The sequence below is a fragment of the Pseudomonas sp. L7 genome, from assembly GCF_046605565.1.
In the GTDB taxonomy this organism is placed as follows: domain Bacteria; phylum Pseudomonadota; class Gammaproteobacteria; order Pseudomonadales; family Pseudomonadaceae; genus Aquipseudomonas; species Aquipseudomonas wayambapalatensis.
In genome coordinates this window covers 157595-177341 of the sequence record NZ_CP176784.1, presented here as the reverse complement: position 1 = coordinate 177341, position 19747 = coordinate 157595, and the positions used below count along the sequence as shown (strand labels likewise).

The 19747-nt window shown below is 64.7% G+C and carries 21 protein-coding genes and 1 other RNA gene; 8 read left to right on the top strand and 14 right to left on the bottom strand.

What is annotated here, in order from left to right; translation table 11 throughout:
- Positions 1-24: 24 nt before the first annotated feature.
- Together ACK3BK_RS00860 and ACK3BK_RS00855 are read right to left on the bottom strand one after the other, a co-directional pair.
- Positions 25-1311 carry an NAD(P)/FAD-dependent oxidoreductase gene (locus ACK3BK_RS00860; protein WP_411383574.1) on the bottom strand — a complete coding sequence of 429 codons (1287 nt, stop codon included), beginning with the start codon at positions 1309-1311 and terminating at the stop codon, positions 25-27.
- A gap of 124 nt (positions 1312-1435) precedes the next feature.
- Positions 1436-2926 carry an aldehyde dehydrogenase family protein gene (locus ACK3BK_RS00855; RefSeq protein WP_288377586.1) on the bottom strand — a complete coding sequence of 497 codons (1491 nt, stop codon included), beginning with the start codon at positions 2924-2926 and terminating at the stop codon, positions 1436-1438.
- 137 nt (positions 2927-3063) lie between these two features.
- Between ACK3BK_RS00855 and ACK3BK_RS00850 the strand changes: the two genes are divergently transcribed.
- Together ACK3BK_RS00850 and ACK3BK_RS00845 are read left to right on the top strand one after the other, a co-directional pair.
- The gene (locus tag ACK3BK_RS00850; protein ID WP_186669864.1) at positions 3064-3954 is read left to right on the top strand and encodes a LysR substrate-binding domain-containing protein; all 891 of its coding nucleotides are present in this window, start codon (positions 3064-3066) and stop codon (positions 3952-3954) included.
- Between the two features lie 121 nt (positions 3955-4075).
- Complete coding sequence (locus tag ACK3BK_RS00845; protein ID WP_186669865.1) at positions 4076-5461, top strand: VOC family protein; 1386 nt, start codon at positions 4076-4078, stop codon at positions 5459-5461.
- Positions 5462-5500: 39 nt separating this feature from the next.
- Here the strand turns inward: ACK3BK_RS00845 and gcvH are convergent, their stop codons facing one another.
- The 9 genes from gcvH to ACK3BK_RS00800 form a co-directional block, all read right to left on the bottom strand.
- Entirely contained in the window at positions 5501-5884 is a 384-nt protein-coding gene (gene gcvH / locus ACK3BK_RS00840) for a glycine cleavage system protein GcvH (protein ID WP_411383573.1), read from the bottom strand.
- Between the two features lie 50 nt (positions 5885-5934).
- On the bottom strand, positions 5935-7017 hold the full coding sequence (gcvT, locus tag ACK3BK_RS00835) for a glycine cleavage system aminomethyltransferase GcvT (protein WP_411383572.1): 1083 nt from the start codon (positions 7015-7017) through the stop codon (positions 5935-5937).
- Between the two features lie 124 nt (positions 7018-7141).
- Positions 7142-8764, bottom strand: a complete 1623-nt coding sequence (locus ACK3BK_RS00830; protein ID WP_411383571.1) for an ABC transporter permease — start codon at positions 8762-8764, stop codon at positions 7142-7144.
- A 128-nt stretch (positions 8765-8892) separates the two neighbouring features.
- Positions 8893-9897 (bottom strand): extracellular solute-binding protein, encoded by a 1005-nt coding sequence (locus ACK3BK_RS00825; RefSeq protein WP_186669871.1) that lies wholly within the window; start codon positions 9895-9897, stop codon positions 8893-8895.
- A gap of 182 nt (positions 9898-10079) precedes the next feature.
- The gene (locus ACK3BK_RS00820; RefSeq protein WP_411384432.1) at positions 10080-11297 is read right to left on the bottom strand and encodes a 2-octaprenyl-3-methyl-6-methoxy-1,4-benzoquinol hydroxylase; all 1218 of its coding nucleotides are present in this window, start codon (positions 11295-11297) and stop codon (positions 10080-10082) included.
- Between the two features lie 9 nt (positions 11298-11306).
- Positions 11307-11789, bottom strand: a complete 483-nt coding sequence (locus ACK3BK_RS00815) for a DUF4442 domain-containing protein (RefSeq protein ID WP_054894080.1) — start codon at positions 11787-11789, stop codon at positions 11307-11309.
- Positions 11786-12985: a 2-octaprenyl-6-methoxyphenyl hydroxylase gene (gene ubiH, locus ACK3BK_RS00810; protein WP_186709954.1), complete on the bottom strand. Its 1200-nt coding sequence runs from the start codon at positions 12983-12985 to the stop codon at positions 11786-11788. Before ubiH ends, ACK3BK_RS00815 begins: the two co-directional genes overlap by 4 nt.
- Positions 12982-14316 (bottom strand): Xaa-Pro aminopeptidase, encoded by a 1335-nt coding sequence (gene pepP / locus ACK3BK_RS00805; RefSeq protein WP_411383570.1) that lies wholly within the window; start codon positions 14314-14316, stop codon positions 12982-12984. The genes ubiH and pepP overlap by 4 nt, the downstream gene beginning before the upstream one ends.
- A gap of 22 nt (positions 14317-14338) precedes the next feature.
- Entirely contained in the window at positions 14339-14893 is a 555-nt protein-coding gene (locus ACK3BK_RS00800) for a YecA family protein (RefSeq protein WP_186669875.1), read from the bottom strand.
- Between the two features lie 154 nt (positions 14894-15047).
- Here ACK3BK_RS00800 and ACK3BK_RS00795 point away from each other — a divergent pair, with 154 nt between their 5' ends.
- The 4 genes from ACK3BK_RS00795 (at position 15048) to ACK3BK_RS00780 (ending at position 16456) form a co-directional block, all read left to right on the top strand.
- Positions 15048-15257: a TIGR02449 family protein gene (locus tag ACK3BK_RS00795; protein WP_054894084.1), complete on the top strand. Its 210-nt coding sequence runs from the start codon at positions 15048-15050 to the stop codon at positions 15255-15257.
- Entirely contained in the window at positions 15254-15571 is a 318-nt protein-coding gene (locus ACK3BK_RS00790) for a cell division protein ZapA (protein WP_054894085.1), read from the top strand. Before ACK3BK_RS00795 ends, ACK3BK_RS00790 begins: the two co-directional genes overlap by 4 nt.
- Positions 15572-15588: 17 nt before the next feature.
- Positions 15589-15767, top strand: a non-coding RNA gene (ssrS, locus tag ACK3BK_RS00785) — 6S RNA.
- A gap of 80 nt (positions 15768-15847) precedes the next feature.
- On the top strand, positions 15848-16456 hold the full coding sequence (locus ACK3BK_RS00780; RefSeq protein ID WP_063542056.1) for a 5-formyltetrahydrofolate cyclo-ligase: 609 nt from the start codon (positions 15848-15850) through the stop codon (positions 16454-16456).
- A 25-nt stretch (positions 16457-16481) separates the two neighbouring features.
- Here ACK3BK_RS00780 and ACK3BK_RS00775 read toward each other — a convergent pair whose 3' ends face one another.
- Positions 16482-16631: a hypothetical protein gene (locus tag ACK3BK_RS00775; RefSeq protein WP_172964797.1), complete on the bottom strand. Its 150-nt coding sequence runs from the start codon at positions 16629-16631 to the stop codon at positions 16482-16484.
- Between the two features lie 175 nt (positions 16632-16806).
- Between ACK3BK_RS00775 and ACK3BK_RS00770 the strand changes: the two genes are divergently transcribed.
- Positions 16807-17259, top strand: a complete 453-nt coding sequence (locus ACK3BK_RS00770; RefSeq protein WP_186669877.1) for an EVE domain-containing protein — start codon at positions 16807-16809, stop codon at positions 17257-17259.
- A 36-nt stretch (positions 17260-17295) separates the two neighbouring features.
- Here ACK3BK_RS00770 and ACK3BK_RS00765 read toward each other — a convergent pair whose 3' ends face one another.
- Positions 17296-17700, bottom strand: coding sequence for a flagellar basal body-associated protein FliL (locus ACK3BK_RS00765; RefSeq protein WP_186669879.1), 405 nt, complete (start codon positions 17698-17700; stop codon positions 17296-17298).
- Between the two features lie 156 nt (positions 17701-17856).
- Between ACK3BK_RS00765 and ACK3BK_RS00760 the strand changes: the two genes are divergently transcribed.
- Positions 17857-18834 (top strand): NADPH:quinone oxidoreductase family protein, encoded by a 978-nt coding sequence (locus ACK3BK_RS00760; RefSeq protein WP_288377595.1) that lies wholly within the window; start codon positions 17857-17859, stop codon positions 18832-18834.
- A 90-nt stretch (positions 18835-18924) separates the two neighbouring features.
- Here ACK3BK_RS00760 and ACK3BK_RS00755 read toward each other — a convergent pair whose 3' ends face one another.
- Positions 18925-19575 carry a gamma-glutamylcyclotransferase gene (locus ACK3BK_RS00755; protein WP_065861755.1) on the bottom strand — a complete coding sequence of 217 codons (651 nt, stop codon included), beginning with the start codon at positions 19573-19575 and terminating at the stop codon, positions 18925-18927.
- Between the last annotated feature and the right edge of the window lie 172 nt (positions 19576-19747).

Here is a 19747-nt window from a genome sequence, read left to right as displayed (position 1 = left end):
TTATCCGCGAAGGGGCCAGTGCAATCACAGCACCACGCGCAGGCACTGCCCTGCGTGATACAGCGAGAAGCCCGACTCGTAGAATGCCGTGCGCAACGAAGGCGCACTCACCGGCTTCATCGGTGAGAACGGGATCGGCAGGCGGTCCGGATCATCCTTGAGCAGAAACTGCGCAAGAGCCCGGCCAATCACGGTGCCCGTGGTATTGCCACGGCCGTTGTAGCCTGTCACCGCTACCACTCCCGACGCCGGTTCGAACAGACGCATCAGGTGGTCGGGGGTAAAGTCGATGCAGCCGGTCCAGTGCATTTCCCACTCGACCTTGCCCAGCTCAGGGAAGTAATGGCTCTGGATGCGATCGGCCCAACTGCGCACGAACCACGCCGGCTTGTTGTCGACCCGGCCCAGGCTGCCGAGCAGCAGGCGACCCTGATCATCACGGCGGATACTGCTGAGCACGGTGCGGGTATCCCACGAGCCCTGGCCATGGGGCAGGATCCTGTCGGCCACCGCACCCTGCAGCGGCTTGGAGGCGATCTGATAGTAGTAGCCGCGGAAGAAGTGCTTCTGCAGGTGGCTCCAGTCGCCTTCGGTGTAGGCGCCCGTGGAAATCACCACCTTGTTGGCGCGCACGCTGCCACGGTTGGTGGCGACTCGCCAGCCGTCGCCATCACGCGTCAGGCCTTCGACAGGCGACTGCTGGAACAGCTTGCCACCCAGACGCTGCACCGCTGCGGCCAGGCCTTGGGTGTAACCCATGGGGTTGATGGTGCCGGCGCGGCGGTCGAGCAGCGCGGCGGAAATCTTGTCGGTACCGCAGTATTCCTGGCATTCGGCACCCCGCAGCAGCTCCACGTCGGCACCCCGGCGTCGCCATTGTTCATGGCGTGCCTCGAGGTCGGCGAGGCCCGTGGCGTTGTGCGCCATGTGCAGGTTGCCTTTGTGCTGGGCCTGGCAGTCGATGCCCAGGCGTTCGATCATGGCGAAGACTTCACCGGGCGCCTCGCCAAGCACCTTGTTCAGGCGCCCGCCCTGCTCCAGCCCCAGGGTCGCCTCGACATCGTCGGGACGGATCCAGGTCCCGGCGTTGACCAACCCGACATTGCGCCCGGAGCCGCCATGTCCAACCTTCCAGGCCTCCAGCAGGATGACCGACTTGCCCTGTTCGAGCAGGTGGATCGCCGCCGACAGCCCGGTGATTCCTGCGCCGATCACACAGACATCGGCCGTGTGCTCGCCGGCCAGCGCCTGTGAAGCGACGGTCGGTCGGGTGATCGATTCCCACAGACATTCTTGACGCAGTTCGGACATGGCCCGGCTCCAGCAATATTGTTCTTGTTGCGGTTGGGGCGGCATGCCGCCCAATCGCGGGACAAGCCCGCTCCTACAGGGATCCCCATCGCCTGCGCGATCCCTGTAGGAGCGGCCATTCACCTCAGTCGAACACGATGCCCTGCGCGAGCGGCAGCTCACGCGAGTAGTTCACGGTATTGGTCTGACGGCGCATGTAGCCTTTCCACGCATCCGAACCGGACTCACGGCCACCACCCGTCTCTTTCTCGCCACCGAACGCGCCGCCGATTTCCGCGCCGCTGGTGCCGATGTTGACGTTGGCGATACCGCAATCACTGCCCGAGGCGCTCTGGAAGCGCTCGGCCTCGCGGATGTCGGTGGTGAAGATGCACGACGACAGGCCCTGTGGCACTTCGTTGTTCAGGCGCAGGGCCTCTTCGAAGTCATCGTAGGCCAGCACGTAGAGAATCGGCGCGAAGGTTTCGTGGCGCACCACCTCGCTCTGTGCCGGCATCTCGGCGATGGCGGGCGATACGTAGTAGGCATTGGGGTACTGGTCGGCCAATTGGCGCTCGCCACCGAAGACCTGCCCACCCTCGTCGCGCGCCTTGGCCAGCGCGCCCTGCATGGCGTCGAACGACAGCTTGTCGATCAGCGGGCCGACCAGGTTGTCTTTGCGCGGGTCGCCGATGCGCACCTTGCCGTAGGCGGCTTTGACACGGGCGACCACTTCGTCCTTGATCGAGCGGTGGACGATCAGCCGGCGCAGCGTGGTGCAGCGTTGGCCAGCGGTGCCCACGGCCGAGAACAGGATGCCGCGCACGGCCAGGTCGAGGTCGGCGCTCGGGGCGAGGATCATGGCGTTGTTGCCGCCCAGTTCGAGGATGCTGCGACCGAAGCGCGCCGCAACCCGCGGGCCCACTTCACGGCCCATGCGGGTGCTGCCGGTAGCGCTGACCAGCGGTACACGCGGGTCATCGACCAGGGCTTCACCGGCTTCACGCCCGCCGATCACCAGCTGGCTCAGCCCCTGCGGCGCCTCACCAAAGGCTTTCAGGGCCTTCTCGAACAGCGCCTGGCAGGCCAGTGCGGTCAGCGGGGTCTTTTCCGAAGGTTTCCACACCACCGAGTTGCCGGCTACCAGCGCCAGCGTGGTGTTCCATGCCCATACCGCAACCGGGAAGTTGAAGGCACTGATCACCCCGACCACGCCCAGCGGATGCCAGGATTCACGCATGTGGTGGCCCGGACGTTCGGAGGCGATGGTCAGGCCGTAGAGTTGACGCGACAGGCCGACGGCGAAGTCGCAGATGTCGATCATCTCCTGCACTTCGCCCAGGCCTTCCTGGGTGATCTTGCCGGCTTCGATGGACACCAGCTCGCCAAGGTCAGCCTTGTGCGCACGCAGCACTTCACCAAACAGACGCACCAGCTCGCCGCGACGCGGGGCCGGCACGTTGCGCCAGGCTTCGAAGGCTGCTTGCGCCTGGTCGATGCGCGCGATGGTCTCGGCCTTGCCGAGCAATTTCACCGAGGCGATCTGGCTGCCGTCGATCGGCGTGTGAACAGGGTAGTCGCCCTGGGTGTGATCCGCGGCGGCGACGCCGAGGCGCTCGAGCAATGCAGCAACCATTGTGCTTCTCCTACATCGGGTGAAGGGTTGAAAAGGTGATGGGGATCAGTATTAATCCGATTACATTGCTGCAACAAACGACCTTTATTCCTCTTATCATTCCCCTGCGGAATGGTATCGCAGCCCTAGAGAGTGCCATGTCCAAACGCCTGGTTCCGTCGATGACAGCCTTGCAGTGCTTCGAGGCCGCCGCCCGTCACCTGAACTTCACCCGCGCCGCCGAAGAGCTGCACCTGACCCAGAGCGCCGTCAGCAAGCAGGTGGCACAGCTCGAAGAGATGCTGCGTCACCACCTGTTCCTGCGCATCCGCCGGCGCCTGCAGCTCACGCCGGCGGGTGCGCTGTACCTGGCCGAGGTCAACAAGATCCTCACCCAGGTGGATATGTCCAGCCGCTATGTCCTCACCTATGGCGAACAGACCGAAGTATTGAAAGTAGCCACTCAACCGAGTTTTGGCGTGCGATGGTTGATTCCTCGGCTCAAGGGCTTTGGCAAACGCCACCCCAACATCCACCTGGACATCCGCAACGAGATGGAGCCCTTCGCCCTGCTGCAGGGCTCGGCCGACGTGGTGTTCTTCTTCGGCCAGGGCACCTGGCCGGGTGCGACCTGCGTGGAACTGTTCGGCGAAGAGGTGGTGCCGGTGTGCGCCCCGGAGCTGCTGGGCGGACAAGAGCTGGACGGCCCCGGTGCGGTGGCCAGGCAGGTGCTGCTGCAAAGCACCTCGCGGCCGGAGGCCTGGCATGAATGGTTCCTGGAACAGGGGCTGCACACCGACAACAGCTACCATGGCCCGCGCTTCGATACCTTCTACATGGCGCTCAGCGCCGCACAGTCCGGCTGCGGCGTGGCCCTGGTGCCGCGCTATCTGGCGGCCAAGGAATTGGCCGAAGGCAGCCTGGTAGTGGCCTGGAACCATGCGATGCCGAGCAATGGCAAGCACTACCTGGCGTTCGCCGAACATGCGGCGGAGGTGCCGAAGGTGCGGGCGTTGGTGGAATGGATTCGCGCGCAGTTGCCGGGGTGATGCGATAGGGCCGGCAAATTCAATAGCAAAAGGAATGACCCTCACACTTTTTTTCGCTTGTGGACAAAGTCCATTCCCCGCTTTCATGTAAGGGTATCTACTGACCTTCAGGAAGCTAGCGATGCCCGCCCACGATTTCGTCAGCCCCGACAGCATCCGCGCGCAGTTCTCTGCCGCCATGTCGCTCATGTACAAACAGGAAGTGCCGCTCTACGGCACGCTGCTGGAGCTGGTGAGCGAAATCAACCAGCAGGTCATGGCCCAGCAGCCTGAAGTGGCCCAGGCCCTGCGCTGGACCGGTGAAGTCGAACGCCTGGATCAGGAGCGCCATGGCGCGATCCGTGTCGGCACCGCCGAAGAGCTGGCGACCATCGCCCGCCTGTTCGCCGTCATGGGCATGGAGCCGGTTGGCTACTACGACCTGAGCTCGGCTGGGGTTCCGGTGCACTCCACCGCCTTTCGCGCGGTGCACGAACAGGCGCTGCACATCAGCCCGTTCCGCGTGTTCACCTCGCTGCTGCGCCTGGAGCTGATCGATAACCCGCCACTGCGCGCATTGGCCCAGGACATCCTGGCCAAGCGCCAGATCTTCACCCCGCGCGTGCTCGAGCTGATCGCTCAGTGCGAACGCGACGGCGGCCTGAGCGCGGCCGATGCCGAAACCTTCGTACAGGAGGCGCTGCACACCTTCCGCTGGCACCAGCAGGCCACGGTCACCGCCGAACAGTACCAGCAACTGCACGACCAGCACCGCCTGATCGCCGATGTGGTGGCCTTCAAGGGCCCGCATATCAATCACCTGACCCCACGCACCCTGGACATCGATGCAATCCAGGTCGGCATGCCGGCCAAGGGCATTCCGCCCAAAGCCGTGGTCGAAGGCCCACCCACCCGGCGCCACCCGATACTGCTGCGTCAGACCAGCTTCAAGGCATTGCAGGAAAAGGTCGCGTTCAGCGATGCCCAGGGCAGCCACACCGCGCGCTTCGGCGAAATCGAGCAACGGGGTGCGGCGCTGACCCCCAAAGGCCGTGCGCTCTACGACCGCCTGCTCGACGCTACCCGGGCCGCCCTCAACGGGGTGCCGGCCGAAACCAATGCCGAGCACTACAAGACGCTGCTGGCGCAGCACTTTGCCGAATTCCCGGATGATCTGACGCAGATGCGCGAGCAGGGGCTGGCCTACTTCCGTTACTTCGCCACCGAAAAAGGCCTGGCCGAGCGAGATCGCCAGGATCGACCGTCCACGCTACAAGGCCTGATCGACGCTGGCCATGTGCATTTCGAGGCGCTGGTGTACGAGGACTTCCTGCCGGTCAGTGCCGCAGGGATCTTCCAGTCGAACCTTGGCGACGATGCCCAGGCTGACTATGGCAGCAATGCCAACCGCGATGCCTTCGAGGCAGCGCTGGGGCTCAAGGTGCAGGACGAACTGGCGCTGTACGCCCAGAGCGAACGACGTTCGCTGCAAGCCTGTGCACAGGCCTTGGGCGTTGCGTTGGACTAGGGTCATCGGGGCTGCCAGGCAGCCCCTTCCCGCATGCCATCACTCGCCGATGGCAGCCTTGTAGCCCGCCGCGTCCAGCAGTTTGTCCAGCTCGGCCTTGTCGCTTGGCTTGAGCTTGAAGATCCACGATTCGTAGGGCGCTTCATTGAGCAGCTCAGGGCTTTCGGCCAGCTCCTCGTTGACGGCGATGACTTCGCCGCCGACCGGGGCGTAGATGTCGGATGCGGCCTTGACCGACTCGACCACCCCCGCAGCGTTGCCCGCGGCGAACACCTTGCCGACTTCGGCCAGTTCGACGAACACCACATCACCCAGAGCTTCCTGGGCGTGATCGCTGATACCCACGGTCACGGTGCCGTCGGCTTCCAGGCGCGCCCATTCATGACTTTCGGCAAAACGCAGGTCGGCGGGGATATTGCTCATGTGTCGTATTCCTCGGTTGGCTCAGCGGTCTACCGCCGGTAATTGAGTGTTCAGATCAGGGTCTTGCCGTGGCGCACGAAGGTCGGTTTGACCACCCGCACCGGATACCACTTGCCGCGAATCTCTACTTCGGCGCGGTCGCCAGTGGCGATGGGCACGCGCGCCAAGGCAATGGACTTGCTTAGCGTAGGGGAGAAACTACCACTGGTGATCTCTCCTTCGCCAATACCGGCAACACGAACTGTCTGGTGGGCACGCAGAACGCCGCGCTCCTCCAGTACCAGGCCGACCAGTTTGTCCTGCACACCACGCTCGATTTCCGCCAGCAGGCCGCTGCGGCCGATGAAATCGCGCTCGGCTGGCTCCCAGGCGATGCTCCAACCCAGGTTGGAGGTCAGCGGTGTGTGGGCTTCGTCGATATCCTGGCCGTACAGGTTCATGCCGGCTTCCAGGCGCAGCGTGTCACGAGCGCCAAGGCCGCTGGGGGCAATGCCGGCGCCGACCAGATCGTAGAAGAACGTTGCGGCCTGATCGCCTGGCAAGATGATTTCCAACCCGTCTTCGCCAGTGTAGCCGGTGCGGGCAATGAACCAGTCGCCTTCGCCGACGCCCTCGAACGGGCGCAGCTCGCGAATCAGCGCGGCACGCGCAGCACTGAGCAGTGCGGCGACCTTCTCGCGGGCCTGGGGCCCTTGGATGGCGAGGATCGCAAGATCGGGGCGTACCTCGATACCGACGGCAAAGCCTTCGCTCTGCGCGTTCAACCAGGCCAGTACCTTGTCGCGGGTGGCAGCATTGGCCACCAGTCGATAGCCGTCTTCGGTGCGGTAGGCGATCAGGTCGTCGATGACCTTGCCCTGCTCATTGAGCAACGGGCTGTAGAGGGCTTTGCCGGGGCTTTCGAGGCGGGCCACGTCGTTGGCCAGCAGGCGCCGTAGCCAGGGGGTGGCGTCGGCACCGTCGATGTCGATGACTGTCATGTGGGAAACGTCGAAGACGCCGCAATCACTGCGGACCTGATGATGTTCTTCGACCTGAGAGCCGTAATGCAGGGGCATGTCCCAACCGCCGAAATCGACCGTCTTGGCGCCAAGCGCCAGGTGCAGGTCGTACAGGGGCGTGCGCTGTCCCATGGGTTTCTCCTTCCGGGCGTGGCGAAGCAGAGGCGGTCGGCGCTGTTGAATCAGCACCTGATCTTGTAGGACCCACCTCTACGAATGCCGCGCATTGTAGCCGCAAGGGCGGGGGCTGGCACCCTCAGTGAGGATGCCCAGGGCGATAGGCGGAGCGACGGATCAGGCCGATGACCGGCAAAAGCCCTACCAGCACCAGGGTCAGGGCCGGCAGCGAGGCGCGCGCCCATTCGCCCTCGCTGGTCATCTCGAACACCCGCACGGCCAGGGTGTCCCAGCCGAACGGCCGCATCAAAAGGGTGGCCGGCATCTCTTTCAGCACATCGACAAACACCAGTAACGCGGCACTGAGCGCCCCCGGGACCAGCAGCGGTAGATACACCTTGAAAAACAATCTCGGCCCGGCCACGCCGAGGCTGCGAGAAGCCTCCGGCAGCGACGGGCGGATCCGCTCCAGACTGCTTTCCAGCGGCCCGTAGGCCACCGCGATGAAGCGCACCAGATAAGCCAGTAACAGCGCAGCCACACTGCCCAGCAACAGCGGCTTGCCGGCCCCGCCCAGCCAGGTGGAAAGCGGGATCACCAGTTGATTGTCCAGATAGCTGAACGCCAGCATGATCGACACCGCGAGCACCGAACCAGGCAAGGCGTAGCCCAGGTTGGCCAAGCCGACGCCGGCACGAATCGATGGCGTGGGCGCCTGACGCCGGGCGAAGGCCAGCAACAGTGCCACGCTGACGGTGATCAACGCCGCCATCGCGCCCAGGTACAGGGTGTGCAGGATCAAAGCGCCATAGCGTTCGTCCAGGTCATGCCGGCCACGCTGCCAGAACCACGCCAGCAACTGCAGCAGCGGAATGACGAAGGCGCAGGCGAACACCAGCAGGCACCAGCCACTGGCCGCCAGCGCCTTGAGCCCGCGCAGATGATAGAGCGCCTGCCCGCGCGGGCGCTCGTTGCCGCTGCGGCTGGCGCCACGGGCGCGGCGTTCGCCATAGAGCACCAGCATCACGAACAGCAACAACAGGCTGGCCAGTTGCGCCGCACCGGACAGGCTGAAGAATCCATACCAGGTCTTGTAGATGGCAGTGGTGAAGGTGTCGAAGTTGAACACCGATACCGCACCGAAGTCCGCCAGCGTTTCCATCAACGCCAGGGCGATGCCCGCGCCGATGGCCGGCCGCGCCATCGGCAGCGCCACCCGCCAGAACGCCTGTAGCGGCGACAGCCCCAGCACCCTCGCGGCCTCCATCAAGCCCTTGCCCTGGGCCAGGAAGGCGGTGCGCGCCAGCAGGTAGACATAGGGATAGAACACCAGCACCAGCACGATGATGACCCCACCGGTCGAACGTACCCGGGGCAGGCGCATCGGCCCGAACACCTCGCGCAAGGCACTCTGCACCGGGCCGGAGAAGTCCAGCAGGCCGACGAAGACGAAGGCCAGTACATAGGCGGGAATGGCAAAGGGCAGCATCAGTGCCCAGTCGAGCCAGCGTCGGCCGGGAAACTCGCAGAGACTGGTGAGCCAGGCCAGGCTGACCCCCAGCACGGTGACGCCGACACCCACGCCCAGCACCAGGGTCAGGGTGTTGCCCAGCAGGCGGCTCATCTGGGTGTCGAGCAGGTGCGACCAGATCTGCGTGTCGATCGACTGCCACGACAGCACCAGTACGCTCAGGGGCAGGAGCACCAGGGCGGCGACAAGGCTGACCGGAAGGTACCAGCGGCGTTGGGGGGAGTGGGGCAAGACAGGTATCTCGGTTGCAGGTTGCGACCGCTGTGCGGTCGTTCGCGGCCAAAGCCACTCTCACTGTGTGGGAGTGGCTTCAACTGCGAAGGGGCCTTGAACGGCCCCGAAAGGATAAGCGCTGAAACTCAGTTCCAGCCAGCCCGATCCATCAGGCGAATGGCTTCGGCCTGGCGCTTGCCCGCCACTTCCACCGGCAGGCTGTCGGCCTTGAAGCTGCCCCAGGCCGCGACTTCATCCGACGGTTTGACCTTGGGGTTGGCCGGGAACTCCTGGTTGATATCGGCAAACAGTTTCTGCGCTTCCTCGCCCGTCATCCACTCGACCAGTTTCTTCGCCGCTTCCGGGTGCGGGGCATGCTTGGTCAGGCCGATGCCCGAGAGGTTGACGTGCACGCCACGGTCGCCCTGGTTGGGCCAGAAGATCTTCACCGGCAGCTTCGGGTCGGCCTTGTGCAGGCGCCCGTAGTAGTAGGTGTTGACCACACCCACGTCGCATTGCCCTGCGGCAACGGCCTGAATCACGGCGTTGTCGTCGGAGAACACGTCGGTGGACAGGTTGCTGACCCAGCCCTTGACCAGCTTCTCGGTCTCGGCCTCGCCGTGGGTCTCGATCAGGGTGGCGGTCAGCGACTGGTTGTAGACCTTCTTCGCGGTGCGCAGGCACAGGCGGCCTTCCCACTGCTTGTCGGCCAGGGCTTCGTAGGTGCTCAGCTCCGAGGGCTTGACCCGCTCGGTAGAGTAGATGATGGTCCGCGCACGCAGGCTCAGGCCGGTCCAGTCGTGGGACGAAGCGCGGTACTGCGGCGGAATGTTCTTGTCGATGATGTCCGACTTGATCGGCTGCAGAATGCCCATCTGCTCGGCCTGCCAGAGGTTGCCGGCATCCACGGTGAGCAGCAGGTCGGCGACGCCGTTCTGGCCCTCGGCCTTGATGCGCTGCATCAGCGGCGCTTCCTTGTCGGTGATGAACTTGATCTTCACCCCGGTCTTGGCGGTGTAGGCATCGAATACCGGCTTGATCAGCTCGTCGATGCGCGAGGAGTACACCACCACTTCATCATCTGCCGCCTGGACGGAACCGGCAAACAAGGTCAGGGCCAGGGCGGCCAGTAGGGGCTTGCGGGGCGACATGGTGGATGCTCCTCGGGGTTAGAGAGGTGCAAATGGTAGTGAATCCCATTTTCCCACTCACCCTTGGAGCCGTTACCAGATGTTGCAAAGCAATCGCGGGGCAAGCCTGCCCCTCTAGGACCACCCCGCTCTTCAGGAAGGTGATGTACCTGCAGGAGCGGGCTTGCCCCGCGATAGGGCCCTCAAGCCTTGGCCAGGTCTGGCAGGTCGCCGCTCAAACCCAAGGCCTGGCGCACGAACACCGCCTTGGCCTCGGGCATCCCTTCCACCAGCTTCAACCCGGTATTGCGCAGCCAACGCAGCGGCAGCGGATTAGCCTGGAACAGGCGCTCGAAGCCCTCCATCGCCGCCATCAGGGCAAGGTTGTGCGGCATGCGTCGGCGCTCGTAGCGACTCAACACCCTCACATCCGCCAGGCGCTCGCCACGCTCGCACGCGTGCACCAGCTCCTCGGCGAGCACTGCCGCATCGAGAAAGCCCAGGTTGACGCCCTGCCCCGCCAGGGGGTGGATGGTGTGGGCAGCATCGCCGATCAACACCAGGCCTTCTTCCACATAGCGCTTGGCATGACGCTGGCGCAGCGGCACGCAGACGCGGCGGTCGGCATGCAGCACCTGGCCCAGGCGGCCTTCGAAGGCGCGCTCCAGTGCCTGGCAGAACGCCGCATCATCCAGCGCCATGGCCTGCTCGGCCTGCTCCGGCGTGGTGGACCAGACGATCGAACACCAGTGCTGGCCGTCATCGCGCGACAACGGCAGAAAGGCCAGCGGACCTTCGTCGGTGAAGCGCTGCCATGCCGTGGCGCGGTGCGCCTCGCTGCAGCGCACGCTGGTGACGATGGCGTGGTGCAGGTAATCCCACTCGCGCGTCTCGCAGCCCGCCAGGCGCCGCACCGCCGAATTGGCGCCATCGGCAGCGACCACCAGCGGCGCACGCAGGCGACGGCCATCGGACAGGGTCACCAGCCACTCATCGCCAGAGCGGCGCAGCTGTTCCAGCCGCGCATTGGGCAGCAGCCCGACGTCACTGTCGTGCAGACGGTCCAGCAGGCCGTCCTGCACCACACGGTTCTCGACGATGTGGCCGAGCACCTGGGCATGCACACTGGCGGCTGAAAAATGAATCTGACCGGTGCCGCTACCGTCCCAGACCTGCATGTCCGAATAGGGCGTCACGCGGCGCCCGGCAATGCCGTCCCAGGCGCCAAGACGCTCGAGAATGCGCTGGCTGGCGGCCGACAGGGCACTGACCCGCGGCTCGAAGGGCGCGGCGTCATCGAAAGGCTTGACCGACAGCGGCCCGCCATCGAGCAGCAGCACCTGCAGGCCACTGTGGCGCAACGCCAGGGCCAGGGCGCTGCCGACCATACCGGCACCGACAATCAACAGATCCGCGCGCATGTCCATGCCTTACGCCTGCCTCGCTTGCGGCTTGAGCCGCACGTATAGGGTTTTGTCGACCCGCGCCACCAGCTCGCCGGCGCCGTCGCGGATATCGACCTGCAGACGCGGCAGGCACTTCTTGCCACCGGCCGTCTGCTGGCGGATGTCGTCCAGCAGTGCGTCGTCGATGTGGAATTCGGCGAACACCGGGCCCTTGCCCGGTGCGATGAAGTCGATACTGGCGGCCTTGTCCCAGACGATGTACTCGCGGCCCAGCTGCTCGATCAGCAACAGCATGTAGAACGGATCGACCATCGAGTAGAGGCTGCCACCGAACTGGGTGCCGACGTAGTTGCGGTTCCAGCGGGTCAGGTTCATGCGCACCTTGACGCTGCGCATGTCGGGGCTGATGTGCTGCACGCGGATACCGGCCCCCAGGTAGGGCGGGTAGAAATTCAGCAACCAGCGCAGCATGCGGGCCCGGCGCGCGAGCTTGCGGGCGTCTTTCATGCGCGGCCTCGCGGGTCGGGGCGGGTTCCCAGGCCCATGGCCTGGCGGGCGAACCAGCTCTTTGCCGGCGGCAGCAGGTCCAGCCCCAGCAGGCCGAGGTTGCGCCCGGCGGCCAACAGCGGTTGGGCGCTGCCGAACAGGCGGGTGACCTGGTCGGAGAAGCCGATGGTCAGACTCTGGTCCAGGCGCTGGCGCTGGCGATAGCCCTGCAGCGTTGCCAGGTCGCCCGGCTGCTGCGGGCCTGCGAGCAGGGCCTCGGCCAGCGCCTGCACGTCACGCAGCGACAGGTTGAAGCCCTGGCCTGCGATCGGATGCAGGCTGTGCGCCGCGTTGCCTAGCACCACCAGGTGCGGGCGTACCTGCTCCTCGGCTTCGACCAGCGCCAACGGGTAGAGATGCCGTGCGCCGACCTGGCGCAGAGCGCCGAGGCGGTAGCCGAACGCGTCCTGCAGTTCGCGCAGGAAGGCGCGCTCGTCGATATCGGCCAGACGCCGCGCGTCCATGCCCTGGCGGGTCCAGACCAGCGCGCAGCGGTTTTCCGGCAGTGGCAGCAAGGCCATCGGGCCTTGTTCGGTGAATCGTTCGAAGGCCTGGCCACGGTGGGCCTCGCCTGGAGAGATGTTGGCGATCAGCGCGCTCTGGTCATAGGGCGTGCGGCGCACATGAATGCCCAACTGCTCGCGCAGGCCGGAGCGGCCACCATCGGCGAGAATCGCCAGGTCGCACTCAAGGCTGGTGTCATCGTCGAGTTGCAGGCGATAACCGCCCTCGACGGGCTGCATGGCCCTGACTTCGGCCGGGCAGCGCCAGCTCACCACCTCGCTGTCCAGCCCCTGCCACAGGCACTGGCCGAGCCAGGCGTTCTCCACCACATAACCCAGCGCAGGCACACCTTCTTCCTGGGCATCCAGCCGGGTGGCGCCAAAGCGGCCGCGGTCGGACACCTGGATCTGCCGGATCGGCTCGGCGCGGCGCTCGATGCCCTGCCACAGGCCAAGCTGGTCGTAGATCTGCCGAGTGCCGAAGGACAGCGCCGAGGAACGTGCGTCGTAGCTGGGCTGGAAGCTGTCGCCGGGGGCGAACGGCTCGATCAGCAGGATCTTCCAGCCACGCACCTTGGCCCCGGCCTGCAGCGCCAGCGCGAGGCTGGCACCGACCAGGCCGCCGCCGATGATCGCCAGGTTGACCCGGCTCATGCCACGTCCTTGCGCGCGTCGAGCATCAGTGCCTCGATTTCGTCGACTGTCTTCGGCACACCCGAAGTGAGAATTTCACAGCCCTTTCTGGTGACCACCACGTCGTCCTCGATCCGCACCCCGATGCCGCGCCACTTCTTCGCCACGCTCTGGTTGTCGGCGGCGATGTAGATACCTGGCTCTACAGTCAGCGCCATGCCCGGTTCGAGCACCCGCCACTGACCGCCGACCTTGTATTCACCCACATCGTGCACATCCATGCCCAGCCAGTGTCCGGCGCGGTGCATGTAGAACGCGCGGTAGGCTTCGCTGTCGATCAGCGCCTGCACCTCACCCTTGAGCAGCCCCAGCTCGACCAGCCCTTGGGTGATCACGCGCACCGTCGCTTCATGGGCGTGATTCCAGTGTTTGCCCGGCGCGATCTCGGCAAAGGCGGCTTCCTGGGCCTTGAGCACCAGTTCGTAGATCGCCTTCTGCTCGGGCGAGAACCGCCCGCTGACCGGGAAGGTGCGGGTGATGTCGCTGGCGTAGCAGTCGATCTCGCAACCGGCGTCGATCAGCACCAGGTCACCATCCTTGAGCGGCGCATCGTTCTGCTGATAGTGCAGGATGCAGGCATTGCGCCCGGCGGCGACGATCGAGCCGTACGCTGGCATCTTCGCGCCACCCTTGCGGAACTCGTAGTCCAGTTCGGCCTCCAGGCTGTATTCGTGCAGACCGGCGCGACAGGCCTGCATGGCCCGCACATGGGCGCGCGCGGAAATTGCCGCAGCCTCGCGCATTACCTTCACTTCCGCTGCCGACTTATACAGGCGCATGTCGTGCAGCAGATGATCCAGGGCAACGAACTCGTTCGGCGGTTGCGCACCGAGGCGCGCCTTGGAGCGGATCACATTGATCCAGTCCATCAGCCGGCGATCGAACTCGGGGTTGCTGCCCATGGCGCTGTAGACCCGCTCGCGACCTTCGATCAGGCCAGGGAGGATCTCGTCGATGTCGGTGATCGGGAAGGCATCGTCGGCGCCGAAGTCGCGTATCGCGCCCTCCTGGCCGGCACGCAGACCCTCCCAGAGCTCACGCTCGGGGTTGCGCTCGCGGCAGAACAGCACGTATTCGCCGTGCTCGCGGCCGGGGATCAGGGCGATCACCGCCTCGGGTTCCGGGAAGCCGCTCAGGTACTGGAAGTCGCTGTCCTGGCGATAGACGTGCTCGACGTCGCGGTTACGAATCGCGACCGCCGCCGCCGGCAGGATGGCGATGCTGTCGGGGACCATCTGCGCCATCAGCGCCTTGCGCCGACGGGCGTACTCCGCCTTGGGTATGTGGCTCATGGGCAAACGACCCCCGGGTCGATCAATGCAGCGATGGTTTTGGCGCCGGCGCGACAGGCGCGGCCAGTTCCGTGTACAGCAGCAGCGGTGCGACGCGCAGGTACTCCATGACTTCCATGTAGTCGCTCTCGCCGTCCTCGGACTCTTCCAGCGCTTCTTGCACCTGGGAGATGGCGACCAGGTCCTGGAGCACTTCCTTGGCATCGGTGGACAGGTCCTTGCCACCGGCGTTCAAGCCAAAACCGGTAATGAAGCCCTGGCACCATTGGCCCAGCGCCGTGGCGCGATCGCTCAGGGCGGCATCGTCGGTCGGCAGCAGCAGCACGATGGCGACGTCTTCGCCGGTCAGCTCGGCCTTGACCATCTCCTGCAGGCCGATCAGGGCGTTGCGGACAGTGTCACCGGGCTCGGTCTCAAGCAGTTGGGCGGCGTCGGCCAGCCAGGCATCGGCATCGAAGCCGGCACCGGCGCAACTGCGACCGATCAGCAGGCCGTGCAGCTCGGCAGGAGTGGCGGGATGGCCATTGCTGGAGAGCAGCATGGCGAAGGCGATGTAAGGCGATTGGGTATTGGGCATGGGCGGCTAGGCGCCAGACGGCGCATATGACTAGAATGAAGACCTTGTATCCTAGCACCGGCAGGCGCGCCAAGACCATCTGCGCTGGCCGTCGCGGCTCGGGCAGAGGCATGATCGCCAGGCGATCGACGAAGGAGCGGATCGAGTGCAACCCATGCAAGACAATGACCTGCAAGCGCTGATGAGCCGATTCGAGTTGCTGATCGAGCGCGTCGAGCAACTAAAACGGCAAAATGCACTCCTAGTAGCTCAGGAAAAATCCTGGCGCGAAGAGCGCGCCCACCTCATCGAAAAGAACGAGATCGCCCGGCACAAGATCGAGTCGATGATCTTGCGTCTGAAGGCCCTGGAGCAAGACTCATGAGTTCAAGCAATAGCGTCACCGTCCAGATTCTCGACAAGGAATACTCGATCATCTGCCCGCCGGAAGAACGCAACAACCTGGTGGGTGCCGCGCGCTACCTGGACGGCAAGATGCGCGAGATCCGCAGCAGCGGCAAGGTGATCGGCGCCGACCGCATCGCGGTGATGGCGGCGTTGAACATCACCCATGAACTGCTGCACCGCCAGGAGCGCCCTGACGTCGCCAGCGGCGGCACCACCCGCGAACAGGTGCGCGACCTGCTCGAGCGCGTCGACCAGGCGCTGTCCGACGACGCGGTTAGCAAAAACGATTGAGATTGGTATACTGGCGCGACTCCCTGGGGGATGCGCCAGTCGGTTATGTCCCTGAGCCGATACGCACAACCACGGGGGTTGCACGTGGGGCAGGTGTGCATGTCCGCTCGACGGAAAGCCTTAACGCCTCCTGCAATCTCCACCTTGAACTTTCGGGTTCAAGGGCTACACCGATAGCGGTCTTGTCGGGGAGCCTGAATTCTCAATGCCCGCCTTTACCGGCGGGCATTTCGTTTGTGCCGCCGTCGGCGGCCAGCATCCGGGATCGCCTGTGCCATGACCGACACCGTGCCGCTCACCCGTCCGCAACTTCGCCGCGTGCTGCGCAACGCACGACGCGCGTTGACGCCCGCCCAGCAACGCCAGGCCGCCGTCGGGCTGTACCGGCAACTGGCCCAGCACCCGCTGTTTCGCCGCGCGCGGCATATCGCCCTGTACCTGCCCAACGACGGTGAGATCGACCCGCGCCTGTTGCTGCGCGAAGCCCAGCGGCGCGGCAAGCGCACCTACCTGCCAGTGCTGCATGCCTGGCCACGCACGCGCATGGTGTTCCAACGCTTCGAACAGGGCGAAAAACTGCGACGTAATCGCTTCCGCATCCCTGAACCAGTCATCGAGCGCAAGCGTCAGCGGCCGGTCTGGTCGCTCGATCTGATCCTGCTGCCACTGGTGGGTTTCGATGAAGTGGGCGGACGGCTGGGGATGGGCGGCGGCTTCTATGATCGCAGCCTGGCCTATCAGGGGCGGCGCAAGGCGTGGAAGAAACCGCTGCTGCTGGGGCTGGCACATGAATGCCAGAAGGTGGAACGACTGGCGCAGGCCAGTTGGGACGTACCCTTGCGCGGAACGGTCTCGGACCGTGACTGGTACCTGGCGCCGGCCTGAACGTTAGGCCGCGCGCCGCGAAACTTCAGCGCTGCTGTTGGGCGGATACGGCCGGCGCCTGATAGGCGGCGTCGAGCTTTCGCTCCCACAGACCCTGCGCATAACCGGTGGTGACGACACCCAGACCGAAGATGAAGGCCAGGATCCACAGCAGGTCCGGTTTGCGTTTGTTCATCGTTGCCCCCCTAGGCAAACTGTTCAGGCTCGGCAGCCTTCTTGGTGCTACCGGAGCGTATAGCTTTAAAATCGGCGCATTTTCCGACAACGTGACGCGCCACGCAAATGTTGACGCCAACCGGCTGTCGGTTTGATGCAACATCTTATTTCAAACCTTGTCAGGAGCAGCATCCATGGCCTATTGGCTGATGAAATCCGAGCCCGACGAACTTTCCATCGAAGGCTTGGCCCGCCTCGGCCAGGCGCGCTGGGACGGGGTGCGCAACTACCAGGCACGCAATTTCCTGCGGGATATGAGCGTAGGCGACGAATTCTTCTTCTACCACTCCAGTTGCCCGCAACCGGGTATCGCCGGGATCGCCCGGATCAAGGCCGGCGCCTACCCCGACCCGACGGCGCTGGACCCGCAAAGCCACTACTTCGACGCCAAGGCCAGTGCCGAGAAGAACCCTTGGAGCGCAGTGGATGTCGAGCATGTGCGCACGTTCGGTCAGGTGCTTGGACTCGGCTTGCTCAAGCAGCAGACGGCGCTCGAAGCACTTGCACTGGTGCAGAAAGGCAGCCGCCTGTCGGTGATGCCAGTGACCCCGGAGCAATGGCAGGCAATCTGCGCGCTGGCGAGGTGATCCAGACAGCCGCTGTGCGGGAGCGCGCCGAGGAACTCACTGCACGATCAGGTTGTTGAACAGCAGGTCCTCGACGATCGGCTTGCCTTCTTCGGTTTCCATCACCTGCTGAACCTGCTTCAAGGCTTCCTGACGCAACGCCTCCTTGGCTTCGACATTGCTCATGTTATCCACGCCTTGCTGGGTGAACAGCGCCACCAGCTGGTTGCGGATCAGCGGCTCATGGTGCTTGACCGCCGCGGCAGCAGCATCGCCGGTCACGCGCAGGGCCACGTCGGCCTTGTAGACGCGCAGCCTGGGGCCGCCATCGAGGGCATAGTTGCCGACCAGAGGCGGGGTCAGGTTGATGTAGGCAACCTTTGGCTCGCCTTCCTTGCCCTCTTCGGCCATGGCCGCCACCGGCAGCATCAAGGCCAGCACCATCAAGATCCACGCTTTCACGAAATCGCTCCTCAATACAATTGGCGCCAGCTTACCCAGCGCGTCGCTCAAACCCAAGCCCGGGCTTATGCCGGCTTATCAGAGCAGGCCATGCTCGTTGACCCGCCCCTTCGCCCTCCTACACTTATCGGCCATCACCCGCAAAGGAATAGCCCGATGAAAGCTGTGTTGTGCAAAACCCTGGGCCCGGCACGGGACCTGGTGCTGGAAGAGGTCGCAGACCCCGTGCCGAAGAAGAACGAGATCCTACTCGAGGTGCATGCCGCCGGGGTCAACTTCCCCGACACCCTGATCATCGAGGGCAAGTACCAGTTCCAACCGCCTCTGCCCTTCTCGCCCGGCGGCGAAGCGGCCGGTGTGGTGGCGGCAGTCGGCGAGAAGGCCGGGGCTTTCAAGGTCGGCGACCGGGTCATGGCCCTCACCGGCTGGGGCGCCTTCGCCGAGCAGGTCGCGGTGCCTCACTACAATGTGCTGCCCATTCCGGCAGGTATGGATTTCACCACGGCAGCCGCCTTCGGCATGACCTACGGCACCTCGATGCACGCACTTACCCAGCGTGGCCAGCTCAAGGCGGGCGAAACCCTGCTGGTGCTCGGTGCATCAGGCGGCGTCGGGCTGGCAGCGGTGGAAATCGGCAAGGCGTTGGGTGCACGGGTCATCGCGGCGGCCAGCAGCGCCGAAAAGCTCGCCGTGGCCAAGGCAGCCGGCGCGGATGAGTTGATCGACTACAGCCAGGCCAGCCTCAAGGAAGAGATCAAGCGCCTGACCAACGGCCAGGGTGTGGACGTGATCTACGACCCGGTCGGCGGCGAGCTGTTCGACCAGGCAGTGCGAGGCCTGGCCTGGAACGGTCGGCTGCTGGTGGTGGGCTTTGCCAGCGGCAGCATTCCGCAGATGGCGGCCAACCTGGTGCTGCTCAAGGGCGCTGCAGTGCTGGGGGTGTTCTGGGGCGCGTTCGCCCAGCGCCAGCCAGAAGACAACGTTGCCAACTTCCGTCAGCTGTTTGCGTGGCATGCCGAGGGCAAGTTGAAACCGCTGGTGTCGCAGACCTACGCGCTGGGCGAGGCCGGGGCGGCTATCGAACGGCTGGGGCAGCGGCAGGCGGTGGGCAAGCTGGTGGTGTTGGCCAGGTGATTCGGTGATGACTTCTTCGCAGGCAAGCCCGCTCCTACAAACTGTACCGTCTCTGCAGGAGCGGGCTTGCCCGCGAAGAGGCCAGCGCAGTCAAACCTCGCGCAGGTTATGGCAGCGCTGAAACCGCGCCTCCAGCCCCCGATCAGGCATCTGGTGGCTGCGCAAGGCGTTGAGCGTCTGCTCCACATACTCCCGCGTGGTGCCGTAACGCCCCTTGGCACTGGCCAGAATCTGGCTGAACAGGGTGTCCGGCAGGTTGCCGGCATAGCACGGCAAGTGACGCTCGAGCACAAAGCCCAAGGCCTGCACCTTGCTGCCGTCATCGAGTCGGCAGGTCAGCCAATGCGGGCGATAGGCCGGATAGGGCATCTCCCGCTGCCACAGAGCCATCAGCGAGTCGTCCAGGCAGCTCTCGTCCAGGCGGTAAGCAAAGCCGCTGCACGACCCTCCACGATCCAGGCCGAACACCAGCCCCGGGCATTCCGGTGTACCGCGGTGCTCATGGGACCACAGGTAAAGCCCACGATGATAACCGTGCACCCGCGCACGCTGGCGCTCTACCGAGTTGCACTCCGGACGCCAGATCAACGAACCATAGGCGAACAACCACACAGGCCCACCGTCATGACGGGACATGGTCGTTGTCATGGAGTGCTGCAATTGCTCAGGGGTCAGTTGTTGACCGAAGTCGAGCGACGGAGGATAGGAAACCTGCCACGAAGAACTTTCAAGTGCCGACATAGGCTGCCGCCATTATTTCCTGTGTAACTACCGGAGAGCTGTGTTGCGATCGACGCCTTCGCCTGCGAGCCCGCACCCAATGCTGCGGGGCCTGTACCGCAAGAGGTTGAAGACGATGTGCCTACCGTAAGACATATGACGGCGAAACCTCAACCCCTTTTGGCAAAGTTTC